We start from the raw sequence: 14,665 nt of genomic DNA, 5'->3' as shown, positions 1-14,665 counted from the left end.
CTCTATGTCCTAGAAGCCCAAGTCCATGAGACATTCGATGAAGATACATTGATGGCGTATTATGCCAATATCCTCGATTTGGCGTTGGAGCGTCTCACCAATGCGTTGGAAAATCTCGAAAAACTTGACATGAACGAAGTGCAGGATTTCGCAACCCTTCGGGCGTTGTACGAATACGCAATCGAGCACTACAGTGCGGGGAGCGCGACCGATGCGAGCGCATTGTTCGAAGTCCTCGGCGGAATCAGCAACGATGAAGCATTTAGTGAAGCGATGAAGATCCATCGTGCAGGGTGTGACGCGCAAATCCCGTTTGATGATTTTATCGATGAGTACGTCGATATGGCAGCGACCCAAGAGGGCGGTAAATTTTATATCAGTTTTTTCAAAAAGGAGATTGCGCAATGAAAATCCACTTTATCGGTATCGGCGGAATCGGCATCTCAGGTTTGGCAAAATACACCCGTTTCAGCGGTCACGAGGTGAGCGGTTCGGATATGAAAGCGACCCATATCACCCAACGTCTAATCGATCGCGGGATCAAAGTCTCTATCGGTCATGATGCGGCAAATATCCCGCAGGGGTGTGATCTCGTCATCCACTCGGCGATCATCCGAGATACAAACGTCGAAGTGGTAGAAGCAAAAGCCAGAGGGATCGAAGTCCTCCATCGTCGTGACGCGCTTCTGCGTATCCTCAAAGAGAAAAAAGTCTACGCGGTATGCGGAGCGCACGGCAAAAGTACGACAACGGCGATTCTCGCCTCGATCATGAGCGGAAGCGCGATCATCGGTGCAGAGTCCAAAGATTTCGGCTCCAACGTCCGCTATGACGGAAGCACCGACGTCATGCTCTTCGAAGCGGATGAAAGCGACGGGAGTTTTCTCAACTCCAACCCGTACTGCTCCATCGTCACCAATGCCGAACCTGAGCACATGGAGTATTACCACTACAACCTTGATGAGTTTCATAATGCCTATCGCCGTTTCGTCGAGATGGCTCCCGTGCGGGTCATCAATGCTGAAGACCCTTACATGGCGACACTCGAGTGCGATGCGATCCGTCTTTATCCGAGCAAAGATATTTCAAACATCAACTATATCCTCCTCGACGATGAGCCTTATACCCGCTTTACCCTCAAAAATATGGGAGAGTTCGAAGTGTGGGGATTCGGCGAACATATCGCGATGGATGCGTCACTCGCGATTTTAGCGGCGGCTCAGACGATGAGTGTCGCGGCTATCCGAGCGAATTTGCTCCATTTCAAAGGGATCAAAAAACGCTTCGATGTGATTTTCAAAGGGTCTGATCGCGTCATCATCGACGACTACGCCCATCACCCGACCGAGATCAAAGCGACGATGGAATCGCTCACCACCTATGCCAAACTCAAAGGGTTTGAGCGTATCGTGGCGATCTGGCAGCCGCATAAATATTCACGAACGATCGATAATCTCGATGCGTTTGTTGCGTGTTTCGAAGGGTGTGATGAACTCGTTATCCTCCCGGTTTGGGCGGCGAGCGAAGAGCCTCGTGAGATCGACTTTGAGGGGCGTTTCGGACACTACAACCTCACGATGTGCGACAAACTTCACCGTGCAGGCGATACCATCGAGACGGTGAGAGGCGATGCGATTCTCAAAACGTATGACCGTGATCTCATTGTCGGATTCGGAGCGGGGGATTTGACCTATCAGCTTCGCGGAACCAAGTGAGATTGTGAGTTCAATGAGTTCCCTCTCTTCCAATCTCGCCGAGCTTTTCGGCAAGCTTGATCTTCTTCCCCATATCGCCTCGTTAGAGCAGTTTTTCTCCCGTGAACAAAACATCGCGATGCAAGGGGATCAGGAGCGGCACTACCGCTATATCCAAGCCCTCGATGCGTTGGAGTTCAAAGCCCCTCCCAAAAGCGTAGGATTTGAGTCTATCATCAACCACCTCAAAAAGCAGGGTGTATTGCGCTTCGAAGAGATCCATGAACTCCTCAAAGTCGTCCGCTATTTTCGGCTGATGCGCAACCACAACTTCGCAGGTCTTATTGGCGAGTGGATGGAGACGATCATCATCCCCGAAGTGTTTGCCGAGATCGATGAGTATTTCGATCATGAGGGGAACTTTATCGAATCGCGTGACGAAGAACTCCATAAAATAGCACAGCGGATCAAAGCGATCAAAACGGAGATCAACGACTCCATCAAGCGCCTCTTCCACACCCAAAAACTGACCCCCTACCTCGTCGATACCCAAATCCACTATATCAACGACGAAGAGACCCTCTTGGTTCGGGGCGGGTTCAACCACGTCCTAAAAGGCTCCGTGGTCGGACGGACGGGTGCGGGCTTTTTCTACGTCGCCCCCGATTCGGTACTCCGTTCCAAAGAGCAATTGCGCTATGTGATGCAGGAGAGGGAAACGAAACTCTACGAGTATGCGAAACGATTTTCAGCCAAACTCTCCAACCTCGTCCCGTTCATCGGCTTTTGCGATCGCGAGTTCGACCGATACGATCACTATCAAGCGCGGGTGTTGTTTGCCCGCGCGCGTGATTTTGCGATCCTAAAACCCCAAAACAACGGCGACATCGTCCTCGAAGAGTTCTCCCACCCCGCCATCCACAAACCCAAACCGATTAGCGTCGATTTCCGCTCCAACCTCCTGATGATTACGGGGGTGAACGCGGGGGGTAAAACGATGCTCCTCAAATCGCTTCTCTCGGCGGCATTGATGGCGAAATATCTCATCCCGATGAAGATCAACCCTCACAAATCGCGGATCGGGAGTTTCAAACGGATCGAAGCGGTCATCGACGATCCCCAAAGTGTCAGCAACGACATCTCCACCTTCGCGGGGCGGATGGTGCAGTTTAGCCATCTCTTCGAGCATAAAAGCGCCCTCGTCGGGGTCGATGAGATCGAGCTAGGAACCGACAGCGACGAGGCGGCGGCACTCTTTGCCATCGTCCTAGACGAGCTGATCAAGCGGGGGCAAAAGATCATCGTCACCACCCACCACAAACGGCTCGCGGCATTGATGGCGGATCGGGACGATGTGGAGTTGATGGCGGCGTTGTATGACGAAGAGCGGCGTCTCCCGACCTATGAGTTTTTACAAGGGGTGATCGGTAAGAGCTATGCGTTCGAGACGGCGTCACGCTACGGGATCAATCCCGCCATCATTACCCGCGCCAAATCGCTCTACGGTGAGAACCACGAAAAACTGAGCGTCCTGATCGAGCGAGGGAGCGAGTTGGAGCGTGAGCTGAAACGGAAAAACCGCGAGGTGGATGAGCGACTCGAAACCCTCAAATCCCAAGAAACGGCACTCAAAGAGGCACGGGAGTATTTGCGCGTTGAGCTGGATAGTGAGAAATCGAAACTCCGTGCAGGGTATGATGAAGCGATCCGTGAGGCGAAAGAGGCGGCGCGGGGTCATGATATGGCGGCAATCCACCGTCAGTTAAATAAGGCGCAGGCAAAATTGCCAAAACCTGAGCCGATCAAAATCGCCGAACCAGAGCCGATTCACTACGTAGTAGGGCAGGTGGTCAAATACCGATCTCAACGCGGTACGGTGGTGAGCGTCGGGGCGAAAGATGCGATGATCGAGGTGGAGGGAATGCGGTTACGTGTCAAACTCACCGATCTTAAACCCAGCGGCAACCTCCCGAAAAAACCGAAGGTCACCGTCACCTCACAGATCGATCAAAAAAGCGGTCTCAAACTCGATCTTCATGGATTACGAGGGGAAGAGGCGTGTGAGCGGATGGACAAGTTCCTCTCCGATGCGCTCTTGCAGGGATTCGATGAGGTGATTATCTATCACGGGATCGGAACGGGGAAACTCTCCTACGCAGTCAAAGAGTTTTTAAAAGCTCATCCGAGTGTCAAAAGCTTTTCCGATGCGCCTCAGCATTTGGGCGGGTTCGGGGCGAAGATCGTCCGTCTCTAAGTATTTGTTATCTTTTTTTCCGTTCGCCCTGAGCTTGTCGAAGGGTAAACGGATAGCGTGTTCATGGTTCGACAGGCTCACCACGAATGAAACACTCTCCGTCATCCCGTACTTGATACAGGATCTAATATACACTTTAGATGCTGAATCAAGTTCAGCATGACAAAATATCTTGCTTCCCTCTCCTCTTGCAAACTTCCCCATTTCATAGTAAAATCTTTAAAATTTGAATAAATAATTAAGGGTTCAACTTATGACAAGCTCTTTGCATGAATATGAAGCATGGCTAGATAAACTTGATAATAGATTCTATATAAAAAACAATCAATTTATCTATAATTTTGATGAGCAACTATTAATATCACTTGATGAATGTAAAAATAAAAATTCTATAAAAAAATATTCTAGAGTGATACTTGAATATGCAGAAAGAAATAAAAATTATTTACCAAAAAAATATCTTATCCAAAGATTTGTAAGGCTAGTTGTAAAGTATTGGAGTCTTAATGATACAACAGATGAAATCATGAACGAAATTAATACTGACTGGGGTGGCTATAATGAATTGACAGGTGGCTGGAATACATAGGGGAAAGGAAAAAAAACTTATGAAGAAAACCGTTAAATATACAGATGAACCAATCGGAGATTTGAAAATTGTAGCCGATTTTTTGCCTCTACCAAAAGATTTAATTTTTTGTCTCGTTCCCACTTTCCAAGTGGGAATGCAGACTAATACTCTACACTTCTACTTAGGAGAGTGGGAGCGAGAATAGGTAGAGAATAAAATGCATTTTAAACGTTAAATATCATATGAGGTACTTATGAGCTATCTGTTTCGTGGAGTTAATGAAGAACTATATAATTTATTGAATGGAAAAATACAACCTAAATTAGAAAAGTCTGGGCTTGAATTCCCATCTTATGTATGTGCAGGCGATCCACATGCTGTTTGTGGCTCAGGTGTGGTTGCAGGAAAGTCTATTAATAATACAGTCATTTTACATCAGTGGAATCAGAAAGGATATCCGACATCTGGAGTATCTACCTCTCCCATTAAAGAGAGAGCAAGATTTTACGCGTTAGAGGGGGGAAAACACTCCAAAGGATATATCTATACATTGTCAATCGATCTACTCAAGAAATGTAATGTTGCAATATATAGAGTTAAGGATTTTGCAACATATCCAGCTGTCCCTGAGGATGATGAACATATACTAGTAGCAAACAATTTTCAGGAAATACCTAGTGCTGCAATCGTAACTATTGAGTTCATTGAAAATGATATTTTGTCTTGTTCCCACTTTCCAAGTGGGAATGCAGACTAATGCTATATACTCCCACTCAGGAGAGTGGGAGCGAGAAACTACAAAGCTGGATTCCCGCCTTCGCGGGAATGACGGGATTCGTAGATTTTCCAAAATTCCTGTATAATATTCCGTAAGATTACACGGGAGATTACGATGGTAGCCTATAAACCAAGTGAACTGATGAGTTCGACCGATGTCGCCAAAAACTTTGGAGCAGTCCTCTCCAAACTTGCAAGCCACGAAGTGGATAAAATCTGCGTACTGCGAAACAACAAACCCGAAGCGGTAGTCCTCAGCGCTCTCGAATATGAACAACTCCATGATTATCGCTATTGGAACACGATGAGCGAAAAAGAGTATCTCCAAAAAGCACATGAGAGTATCGACAGTTCACGAGCATATTCTTTAGAAGAAGCGGAAAAAACGTTAGATGAAGCGTTAGCACGTTATGAATTCTTGATACAAAGTGCCAAAAAAATTGCCAAGTCAGCAAAAGAAGAATATGATTTACTCAATGGATGAGATTCATATTTATTCATTCTGAGTCTATCCTTTAGGTTTTGTCACGATAAAATAACAAGAATAACTCGAAACTAAATGCAGGAGGATTAGGTGTTCCTAACTAAGCTCATTAATCCCATCGTACATGCTATACGGTTTAAAAAGATAGTCAAAATGGCGGAAGATGGGGATGTAATGCTCCAAAATAAGCTCGGTGTGATGTATCACAACGGCACCTACGTCAAACAAGACTACGCACAAGCCCTCTATTGGTACACCAAAGCCGCACAGCAAGGATACGCTCCCGCACAAACCAATCTGGGTGAGATGTTTGAGTACGGATACGGTGTGGCTCCCGATGATACGGAAGCGGCGCATTGGTACCAAAAAGCGGCAAAAAAAGGGGATGCTATCGCCCAAAATGCCTTTGGATGGATGCTCGAGAGCGGCAGAGGGGTGGAGCAAAACGAGACGGAAGCCCTCCACTGGTACCATAAATCGGCGGAACAAGGCAATCCCGATGCCCAGTTTAATCTCGCCGAGATGTATTATGCCGGCAGAGGTGTCGAGCAAGACTACAAAGAAGCATTGCACTGGTATCGCAAAGCCTCAGACCAAGATCATGCCCCCGCACAAACCGCGTTAGGGTTGATGTATGTGAGAGCGCAGGGGGTGATCCAAAATGATGTTCAAGGGATTGAACTCTTTCACAAAGCGGCGTTACACGGATACACCGACGCGCAAGTACGATTAGCCGAAATGTATGAGGGGAGAAAAGAGCCCAAAAAAGCGTTTAAATGGTACATCAAAGCGGCACAGCAGGGGAATGCGGAAGGGCAAACAAATCTTGGGCTGATGTTTGTGTTCGGAAACGGAATCATTAAAAACAGCGTTATCGCGTACGCTTTATTGCAGATGGCGGTCGAGAACGGTAGCGAAACGGCCAAAGAGATACGCGATACGATAGCCAAAGAGCTCTCTTTGACCCAAAAAGAAGAAGTAAAAATGATGCTCAAAGAACCCGACAAAATGTGGAAGCTGATTGAAAATTATTTAGATAAAAAGATAGAGAAATGACCCAGAGCGAATACCAAAATGCCGTAAAACAACTTCAAAAATACTCCTACCACTATTATGTCCTCGATGATCCTATTACGACCGATGAAGAGTACGACATCCTCTATCACCAAGTGGTGGCGTATGAGCATGAACATCCGAGCGAGATTATCAGCGATTCTCCGACACAGCGGGTAGGGGATGTTCCGCAGGACAAGTTCGACAAGGCACAGCATCTCAGCCGAATGTGGAGCCTCGAAGACCTCTTTAACCGAGACGAGTTGGAGACGTGGGTAAACCGTATCACGAAAGGGTACGGGGATGTCCGTTTTTACTGTGAGCCGAAGTTTGACGGGGCGAGTCTGAATCTGATCTATGACAACGGCACATTGGTGCAGGCGATTACCCGAGGTGATGGGGTAGAGGGGGAAGATGTCACCCAAAACGCCAAAACGATCCAGTCGATCCCTCTTCGTATCGAGTATACGGGGCGGATTGAAATACGGGGCGAGGTGGTGATTTTCAAAGAGGATTTTGAGAAGATCAACGAAGAGCGTTTACGCAACGGCGAATCGCTGTTTGCTAACCCCCGCAATGCGGCGGCGGGGAGTCTTCGTCAGCTCGATACCCGTATCACCGCGTCACGCCGTCTGGTGTTTATGCCCTACGGTATCGGGGCTAATGTGCTAGAGATCAAAAATCTCTCGGAGCGGATGGAGTGGGTGTACGCTTTGGGCTTTAGAAATCCCCACATGACCCATTTGTGCGAGAGCGCCGACCAGATCGAGACCTTTTACCATGAAATGCGCGTTGAGCGAGATAATTTCGCGATGCTGTTGGACGGGATGGTGATCAAGGTCGATTCCGTTGCCGTTCAGGACGAATTGGGTTATACGGTCAAAAACCCTCGTTGGGCGGCGGCGTACAAATTTCCCGCGATCGAGAAACTCACCACGCTCAAAGAGGTGATCATGCAGGTGGGGCGCAGTGGTGTGGTAACTCCCGTCGCTATTGTCGAGCCTGTAGATATAGAAGGGGTTACGGTCGAGCGTTCAACGCTCCATAATTTCGATGAGATCACACGTAAAGACATCCGAATCGGGGACAAGGTGATCATCCTGCGTAGCGGTGACGTCATCCCTAAAATCGTCAAAGTGATTACGGCGGAGCGGAGCGGAAATGAGCAAATCATCCCCCGACCGACGCAGTGCCCCGTATGCGGAAGCGAGCTTCTCGATGAGGGGGCGCTCATCAAATGCCAAAACATGGGGTGCGAAGCGCGGGTGGTGAACTCGATCATCTATTTTGCCTCGAAACAGTGTCTCAACATCGACGGGTTAGGGGATAAGATTGTCGAAGCGCTTCACAGCTCTGGGATGGTGCGAGAACTCAGTGACCTTTTCAGTCTCACGATGGAACAGCTCCTTAGCTTGGAGGGGTTCAAAGAGAAAAAAAGCCGTAATCTCATCGATGCGATTGCGGCGGTCAAAGGGTGCGATTGCTGGCGATTTATCAATGCGCTGGGGATCGAGCATATCGGCGAAGTGGCATCCAAAACGTTGTGCGGTGCATTTGGAACGGCGTTTGATACGGCAAGCCGTGAAGAGATTTTGGCACTCGAAGGGTTCGGGGGGGAGATGGTTGAGTCAATCCTCGAATTTGTCCGTGTGAATAGTGAGAAAATAGAGACGTTGAGAGCGATTTTAAATCCCGTAGCGCCTGTAAAAATCGAAGCTCACGAAAACCCGTTCAAAGGCAAAAGTGTCGTCATCACGGGCTCGATGTCAGTACCGCGTGATAGTATCAAAGCGATATTGGAAGAATTAGGGGCGAAAGTTGCCTCCTCCGTGTCGAAAAAGACAGACTATGTCGTGTACGGTGAAGATGCGGGGAGCAAGTATGATAAAGCGGTGGAATTAGGAGTAACACTTCTTACTGAATCGGAATTTAGAGAAAAGATGGATCCCCGGATCAAGTCCGAGGATGACGGGGATCGTCATTCCCGCGAAGGCGGGAATCCAGCTCAAGAATTATCGGCGCTTTCCGATAGCGGATCGGTGACGCAAGGGGCTAGTGTAAAGCCGAAAAATAGTCTTTTTGATTAAATAGGCGAGGTAGCCCTTTACTTTGATCCCTCCAGGGAGTAATCCCACCCCGTATTCGCCTCCCAGAGCGATCATCACCCCCTGATTTTTATATCGAAACGGTTGTTTAGCTTTTCCGCTGAGGGTACGGAGGATATTTTTAGCCACACACTCGGCTCCCCGTTCGGCGAGCTGTGCGGTCGGCGGGATAAATTTGCCGTTCTCATCAAGGGCATTGGTTATATCGCCGATAGCGTAGATATTCGGATTGTTGGGGATATTGAGGTTCTCATCGACATTCAAGTGCCCCTTAGGGGTTGTTTCAAATCCGAGATGCTGAGTCAGCGTCGAGGCAGCGATCCCTCCGGTGAAGATCATAAACTCGAAGCTGAGCGTTTTGCCGTTATCGAGGAGAATCTCATTGGCGCGCACCTCGCTGATACGGTTGTTGTGCCAGACATGAACCCCCAACTGGATCAGCCGATCGTGGGCATTTTGGATCAAAAACGGATCCATTCCGAAAAGAATCGATTCATACGCATCGATGAGGTAGACATCCACCCCGCGGCATCCGAAATTGCCGTTTTGATAAAAATGGTTGGCATACGCCGCCATCTCTGCGGCGATCTCTACCCCAGAGAGTCCCGCTCCGCCGATGACGATGTTAAACGGTTCTACTTCACAACCGCGTGTTTGGGCTTCGATACGGTTGAGGAGGGAGCGTTCAAACTGCTGTTTGAAATCGAGTGCAGAGGGGATACTTTTGACCCCGTGGGTATGTTCTCGAAGCCCTCTGATAAAATCGGGAAAATAGGTTCGGCTTCCGGTCGCGATGATGAGGTGATCGTAAGAAATGGTTGATGTCGGTGTCGAAACGCTCTGAGCGGCGGTATCGATGCCGTTTACCTCTTCACAGATAAAGTCGACTAAACCGAAGCTTTTGCAAAGCGAGGGGAGATCGATCATCACCGCCGACATATCGACCTTGTTGGCGATAAAATCGTACACTTCGGCTTGCATATAGTGGTAAGGGTTCTTGTCGATGAGGGTGATAGAGATACGGCTGTGATTGGCGAGTCTCTCCATCGCACGGATACCCCCATACCCCCCTCCGATGATGACTACATGAACTGATTGCATTTGAACCCTTGAGCTAAAACTGATTCGCAATGGTATCCTAAACAAAATTATGTCACGATAACGTACTTAAAATATAATGGAACACGATGAGACTTGATAGTTATTTGGTAGAAAACGGCCTTGTAGAGAGCCGTACGAAAGCGCAAGCCCTTATAAAAGAGCACGCTGTGAGCGTAGAGGGGAAAATTATCGATAAAGTTTCGTTCGACGTAGCGGAGGGGATGGCTGTCGAAGTCGCCGATACCGAAATCTATGTGAGCCGTGCGGCGATTAAACTCAAAGGGTTTCTCCCTCATACCGAATGGAACCTGAATACCCTTCGTGCACTCGACATCGGCTCCTCTACGGGAGGATTTACCCAAATACTCCTCGAAAACGGTGTGGAGAGCGTCACCTGTGTCGATGTGGGGAGCGATCAGCTTCATCCTTCCTTGCGGAGCGATTCACGCGTAATCGTCCATGAAAATACCGACATCCGCTCCTTTAGCGCTGAAACTCCGTTTGATATAGTGACGTGCGACGTTGCGTTTATCCCGTTGGAACTGATCCTTGAATCGATCGATAAACTTGCTTCGAACTACATCGTTCTTTTGTTTAAACCGCAGTTTCAAGTGGGGCGTGAAGTGAAACGGGATAAAAACGGGGTGGTGAAAGACGACAAAGCGATCGGGAAGGCGATGATCCGTCTCGAAGATGCGTGCGCCTTGATGGGATGGAAATTGATTGCCAAAGAGGTGGCTCATATTGCCGGCAAAGAGGGAAATCAGGAGACGTGTTATGGCTTTGTCAAAGGTTGATGCGATCGCCATCGGCGGATTTGACGGGATGCACATCGGGCATCAGCAACTTTTTAACGAACTGGGGAAAAACGGGGCTATCGTCGTCATCGAGACGGGATATGCCAACCTTACCCCCGGGCGTGAACGCGAACACTACACCCACTATCCGATTGTCTATTACTCATTAGAGGATATTCGTCACTTGGAGGGGGAGGAGTTTGTCGCGATGCTGCGAGAGCGTTTTCCCCATTTGCGTAAAATCGTCGTCGGATATGATTTTCATTTCGGGAAAAACCGCCGTTACTCCCATGCTTCGTTGGGCGAGTTGTTCGAAGGAGAGGTCACCGTGATCGATCAGGTGTGTATCGAGAACGATTCGGTCCATTCGCACAAAATCCGCAACAAAATCCAAATCGGCGACATCAGCGGAGCTAACCGCTTTTTGGGACACAACTATTGTGTTAAGGGGAAGGTGATCCGAGGGCAGGGGATCGGGAAAACCGATCTCGTCCCCACCATCAACCTCGAATGCAAGGGGTATTTGCTTCCGTATGAGGGGGTTTATGCGGCATTGACCCGTATTGATGAGGAAGAACATTTCCACCCTTCGGTCGTTTTTGTGGGGCATCGCGTCACCACCGATGGCACTTATGCGATTGAGAGCCATATTTTGAGCGAAAATATCGGCAGTTGTGAACGTGCGACGATTAGTTTTGTCAAATTTTTACGCAAAAATCAGAAGTTTAATTCACTCGAAGAGCTTAAAAAAGCGATAGGTGATGATATTTTAAACGCACGACGTGAACTGAAACATCTGAGTTTATAGGAATTTAATCTCTCTTAGGGTAAAATCCCGCTAATTTTTCATGCAAAGGAACGCTACTTATGGGTGAGTTGTTTACCTTCTTCGGCCTTATCAGCCACGAACATACGTTCATTTTTCTCACACACATGTTGCTTACAGCGGCAATCGTGTTGATTATCGCAAAAATGGCGACTTCAAATCTCCGTCTTGTTCCAAGCGGAGCACAAAACGTAATGGAAGCGTATCTTAGCGGTGTTCTTGCTATGGGTGCGGACGTTATGGGTAAAGCGGAAGCACGTCGTTATCTTCCTCTAGTCGCTACTATCGGTCTTTTCGTCGGTATCGCTAACGTTATCGGGGTAATCCCGGGTTTTGAAGCACCGAGTGCGTTTTTGGATTTTACCCTTGCATTGGCATTGGTAGTTTTCACGTACTATAACTTCGAAGGTATTCGTCGTAATGGACTTATCAGCTACTTCAAACACTTTATGGGTCCTGTATGGTGGTTGGCATGGTTGATGTTCCCGATTGAGATCGTTTCACACATCTCTCGTATCATCTCTTTGAGCTTCCGATTGTTCGGTAACGTCAAAGGGGACGACATGTTCTTGATGGTATTGTTGATGTTGGCTCCATGGATTCTTCCAATCGTACCGTTTGCATTGTTGACGTTCATGGCATTCTTGCAAGCGTTCATTTTTATGATGCTCACCTACGTTTACCTCGGTGGTGCGGTTCTTCTTCACGACGACCACTAAGACCTTTTGATGAAGCGAAGTACGTTCGACGCGCTTTTAAGCTTCCTCGGAGGCGTCTCCTGGGCTTTCGTTATCGTCGGAGCTTGGGTCACTTTCCAATCGTTTGTTTTCCTCGGTATCGTTCCCGCAATCATGTTTACATTCATCTTTATCTTTTTAGCGATATTTTTGCTATTGGTACTAGAGACAATGTCGATGGCGCGAGATCGTAACGATATTCTAAAAAAACAAAATGAACTTCTCGAAGAGATTCGAGAGAGTATTAAAACTCCCCCTTCGGACGCGTGAAAAGTTATCTAATCACCGATCCCTCCTACTACGGCAGTACGCCCGATACCATCGAATCGGCATTAGATGTCATCTATTCGCATAGGTTTCCCGATTTTGCACTATTCAGAGACAAGCAAACCTCAAACTATGCTGATCTCTCACATACGTTTATAACGCTCTCCCGAGCGTATAAAATTCCTCATGTTTTACTGCACGGTGATTATGCACTTGCAGCTGAATTAAAAGCCGATGGGGTGCATTTCACCTCTACACAATTTGATGAGATACCAGAGGCAAAAAAACAGGGGTTATATGTTGTTATCAGTACCCACTCGTATGAAGAAGCACTCAAAGCGCAAGACTTAGGTGCCGATGCGATCACCTACAGCCCGATTTTTCACTCTCCTGAGAAGGGAGAACCCAAGGGTTTAGACGATTTAAAAGAAATAGTGGCTAAAATAAGAGTACCTATTTTTGCGCTCGGCGGAATTACGACCGAGGATCAGATAAAAGCGGTCGAAGAGTGCGGAGCCTACGGCTTTGCCTCCATCCGCTATTTTATATAAACCAAGGGATTTTCTCACATGTTTGAAACCATTATCGGTTTGGAAGTTCACGTCCAGCTCAACACTCAGTCTAAACTTTTTTGCACCTGTCCTACGAGTTTTAACCACGAACAAAATACTAACACCTGTCCGACGTGTTTGGCACTTCCCGGAGCACTTCCGGTGCTAAACCGTGAGGCACTCCGCAAAGCGGGGATGTTCGGTACTTCGGTAGGGGCGACGATCAATCGCACGTCATTTTTCGACCGTAAAAGCTATTTTTATCCCGACAGCCCGAGTGCCTATCAAATTACCCAACTCTATACCCCGATTGTCGAACACGGAAAACTCGTGATTGATTTCGAAGACGGCTCAAACAAAACGATCCGTATCAACCGAGCCCATATCGAAGCCGATGCGGGAAAAAACATCCATGACGGCGCGATTTCAAAAGTGGATCTAAACCGTGCAGGGACGCCGCTCCTTGAGATCGTCTCCGAACCCGATATGCGTTCTGCCGAAGAGGCGATTTTGTATCTCAAAAAGCTCCACTCCATTGTCCGTTATATCGATATAAGCGATGCGAACATGCAAGAGGGGTCGTTCCGCGTTGACGTCAACGTCTCTATCCGCCCCAAAGGGGATGAGAAACTCTACACCCGCGTCGAGATCAAAAACATCAACAGTTTCCGCTTCATCCAGCGGGCAATCGAACTCGAAGTAGCGCGTCAGAAAGAGGCGTGGGAAGACGGTGTTTATGAGAGTGAGATTGTTCAAGAGACACGATTGTTTGATCAAGTGAAACAAGAGACACGCTCTATGCGCGGTAAAGAGGAAGCGGCGGATTATCGCTACTTTCCTGAACCCGATTTGCTTAAAGTGGTTGTGGATGATGCGATGTATGAACAAATCTGCACGATCCCTGAGCTCCCCGATGCGAAAAAAGAGCGTTTCGTTAACGATTTTGCGATTAGCGAATACCACGCATCGCTCATCACCGCTGATTTGGAAAACGCGCACTATTTTGAAGCGATGTTGGAGCAGGGGATTAGCCCTAAAAACGCCGTAACGTGGCTCATCGTTGAGCTGCAAGGGCGTCTAAGCGGCGGTGTGAGTCCATCAACCTCACCGATCAGTGCGGTGATGCTCGGAACATTGGTCAAACGTATCGAAGAGAGCGTTATCAGCGGTAAAGCGGCGAAAGAGGTTCTTGATTACCTCCTTGAAAACGGCGGAGACATCGATGCCATCATCGAGAAACTCGGACTCAAACAGGTGAGCGATACGGGTGCGCTTGAAGCGTTGATCGATGAAATCTTGAATGCTAATGCCGATAAAGTAGCGGAGTATAAATCGGGGAAAGACAAACTTTTCGGTTTCTTCGTCGGGCAAGCGATGAAAGCGTCCAAAGGTTCGGCAAACCCGAATACTCTCAACGACATTCTCCAAGCTAAATTAGCGCAATAAGA

At 48.0% G+C, this 14,665-nt stretch carries 15 protein-coding genes; 14 read left to right on the top strand and 1 reads right to left on the bottom strand.

Annotated features, from left to right (window positions below):
• From VFW36_RS01500 to ligA, 8 genes are all read left to right on the top strand, one after another.
• A partial coding sequence (locus VFW36_RS01500; RefSeq protein ID WP_329657054.1) for a hypothetical protein occupies positions 1 to 408 on the top strand: 408 nt, incomplete at its 5' end.
• Positions 405 to 1,715 carry a UDP-N-acetylmuramate--L-alanine ligase gene (gene murC, locus VFW36_RS01495; RefSeq protein ID WP_329657053.1) on the top strand — a complete coding sequence of 437 codons (1,311 nt, stop codon included), beginning with the start codon at positions 405 to 407 and terminating at the stop codon, positions 1,713 to 1,715. The genes VFW36_RS01500 and murC, both read left to right, overlap by 4 nt.
• Before the next feature lie 13 nt (positions 1,716 to 1,728).
• Positions 1,729 to 3,948, top strand: coding sequence for an endonuclease MutS2 (locus VFW36_RS01490; RefSeq protein WP_329657056.1), 2,220 nt, complete (start codon positions 1,729 to 1,731; stop codon positions 3,946 to 3,948).
• A 253-nt stretch (positions 3,949 to 4,201) separates the two neighbouring features.
• Entirely contained in the window at positions 4,202 to 4,537 is a 336-nt protein-coding gene (locus tag VFW36_RS01485; protein WP_329657052.1) for a hypothetical protein, read from the top strand.
• 235 nt (positions 4,538 to 4,772) lie between these two features.
• Entirely contained in the window at positions 4,773 to 5,276 is a 504-nt protein-coding gene (locus VFW36_RS01480; protein WP_329657051.1) for a hypothetical protein, read from the top strand.
• 135 nt (positions 5,277 to 5,411) lie between these two features.
• Positions 5,412 to 5,780 (top strand): hypothetical protein, encoded by a 369-nt coding sequence (locus VFW36_RS01475; RefSeq protein WP_329657050.1) that lies wholly within the window; start codon positions 5,412 to 5,414, stop codon positions 5,778 to 5,780.
• 90 nt (positions 5,781 to 5,870) lie between these two features.
• Positions 5,871 to 6,836, top strand: coding sequence for a tetratricopeptide repeat protein (locus VFW36_RS01470; RefSeq protein ID WP_329657049.1), 966 nt, complete (start codon positions 5,871 to 5,873; stop codon positions 6,834 to 6,836).
• Complete coding sequence (ligA, locus tag VFW36_RS01465; RefSeq protein ID WP_329657048.1) at positions 6,833 to 8,920, top strand: NAD-dependent DNA ligase LigA; 2,088 nt, start codon at positions 6,833 to 6,835, stop codon at positions 8,918 to 8,920. Before VFW36_RS01470 ends, ligA begins: the two co-directional genes overlap by 4 nt.
• On the opposite strand, the gene VFW36_RS01460 is transcribed toward ligA, so the two are convergent.
• Positions 8,846 to 10,039, bottom strand: coding sequence for an NAD(P)/FAD-dependent oxidoreductase (locus VFW36_RS01460; RefSeq protein WP_329657047.1), 1,194 nt, complete (start codon positions 10,037 to 10,039; stop codon positions 8,846 to 8,848). The two genes, ligA and VFW36_RS01460, sit on opposite strands and share 75 nt — an antisense overlap.
• A gap of 86 nt (positions 10,040 to 10,125) precedes the next feature.
• Between VFW36_RS01460 and tlyA the strand changes: the two genes are divergently transcribed.
• The 6 genes from tlyA to gatB are packed head-to-tail and all read left to right on the top strand — an operon-like array spanning position 10,126 to position 14,663.
• On the top strand, positions 10,126 to 10,836 hold the full coding sequence (tlyA, locus tag VFW36_RS01455) for a 23S rRNA (cytidine-2'-O)-methyltransferase TlyA (protein WP_329657046.1): 711 nt from the start codon (positions 10,126 to 10,128) through the stop codon (positions 10,834 to 10,836).
• Positions 10,817 to 11,644 (top strand): bifunctional riboflavin kinase/FAD synthetase, encoded by an 828-nt coding sequence (locus tag VFW36_RS01450; protein WP_329657045.1) that lies wholly within the window; start codon positions 10,817 to 10,819, stop codon positions 11,642 to 11,644. Before tlyA ends, VFW36_RS01450 begins: the two co-directional genes overlap by 20 nt.
• A 59-nt stretch (positions 11,645 to 11,703) precedes the next feature.
• On the top strand, positions 11,704 to 12,381 hold the full coding sequence (locus VFW36_RS01445; protein WP_329657044.1) for a F0F1 ATP synthase subunit A: 678 nt from the start codon (positions 11,704 to 11,706) through the stop codon (positions 12,379 to 12,381).
• A 9-nt stretch (positions 12,382 to 12,390) separates the two neighbouring features.
• Positions 12,391 to 12,669: a hypothetical protein gene (locus VFW36_RS01440; protein WP_329657043.1), complete on the top strand. Its 279-nt coding sequence runs from the start codon at positions 12,391 to 12,393 to the stop codon at positions 12,667 to 12,669.
• Positions 12,666 to 13,217: a thiamine phosphate synthase gene (locus VFW36_RS01435; RefSeq protein WP_329657042.1), complete on the top strand. Its 552-nt coding sequence runs from the start codon at positions 12,666 to 12,668 to the stop codon at positions 13,215 to 13,217. The genes VFW36_RS01440 and VFW36_RS01435 overlap by 4 nt, the downstream gene beginning before the upstream one ends.
• A gap of 18 nt (positions 13,218 to 13,235) precedes the next feature.
• On the top strand, positions 13,236 to 14,663 hold the full coding sequence (gatB, locus tag VFW36_RS01430; RefSeq protein ID WP_329657041.1) for an Asp-tRNA(Asn)/Glu-tRNA(Gln) amidotransferase subunit GatB: 1,428 nt from the start codon (positions 13,236 to 13,238) through the stop codon (positions 14,661 to 14,663).
• The last annotated feature ends 2 nt before the right edge of the window (positions 14,664 to 14,665 follow it).

The organism is Sulfuricurvum sp. (assembly GCF_036279695.1).
Lineage (GTDB): Bacteria > Campylobacterota > Campylobacteria > Campylobacterales > Sulfurimonadaceae > Sulfuricurvum.
The sequence above is the reverse complement of the archived record's forward strand: the minus strand, read 5'-3'. Positions and strand labels throughout refer to the sequence as shown.

What these genes read in the sequence shown, in the direction of transcription:
- murC (WP_329657053.1), top strand. Translation starts at nt 405, where the DNA reads ATGAAAATCCACTTTATCGGTATCGGCGGAATCGGCATCTCAGGTTTG.
- VFW36_RS01490 (WP_329657056.1), top strand. Translation starts at nt 1,729, where the DNA reads ATGAGTTCCCTCTCTTCCAATCTCGCCGAGCTTTTCGGCAAGCTTGAT.
- VFW36_RS01485 (WP_329657052.1), top strand. Translation starts at nt 4,202, where the DNA reads ATGACAAGCTCTTTGCATGAATATGAAGCATGGCTAGATAAACTTGAT.
- VFW36_RS01480 (WP_329657051.1), top strand. Translation starts at nt 4,773, where the DNA reads ATGAGCTATCTGTTTCGTGGAGTTAATGAAGAACTATATAATTTATTG.
- VFW36_RS01475 (WP_329657050.1), top strand. Translation starts at nt 5,412, where the DNA reads ATGGTAGCCTATAAACCAAGTGAACTGATGAGTTCGACCGATGTCGCC.
- ligA (WP_329657048.1), top strand. Translation starts at nt 6,833, where the DNA reads ATGACCCAGAGCGAATACCAAAATGCCGTAAAACAACTTCAAAAATAC.
- VFW36_RS01460 (WP_329657047.1), bottom strand. Translation starts at nt 10,039, where the DNA reads ATGCAATCAGTTCATGTAGTCATCATCGGAGGGGGGTATGGGGGTATC.
- tlyA (WP_329657046.1), top strand. Translation starts at nt 10,126, where the DNA reads ATGAGACTTGATAGTTATTTGGTAGAAAACGGCCTTGTAGAGAGCCGT.
- VFW36_RS01450 (WP_329657045.1), top strand. Translation starts at nt 10,817, where the DNA reads ATGGCTTTGTCAAAGGTTGATGCGATCGCCATCGGCGGATTTGACGGG.
- VFW36_RS01445 (WP_329657044.1), top strand. Translation starts at nt 11,704, where the DNA reads ATGGGTGAGTTGTTTACCTTCTTCGGCCTTATCAGCCACGAACATACG.
- VFW36_RS01440 (WP_329657043.1), top strand. Translation starts at nt 12,391, where the DNA reads ATGAAGCGAAGTACGTTCGACGCGCTTTTAAGCTTCCTCGGAGGCGTC.
- gatB (WP_329657041.1), top strand. Translation starts at nt 13,236, where the DNA reads ATGTTTGAAACCATTATCGGTTTGGAAGTTCACGTCCAGCTCAACACT.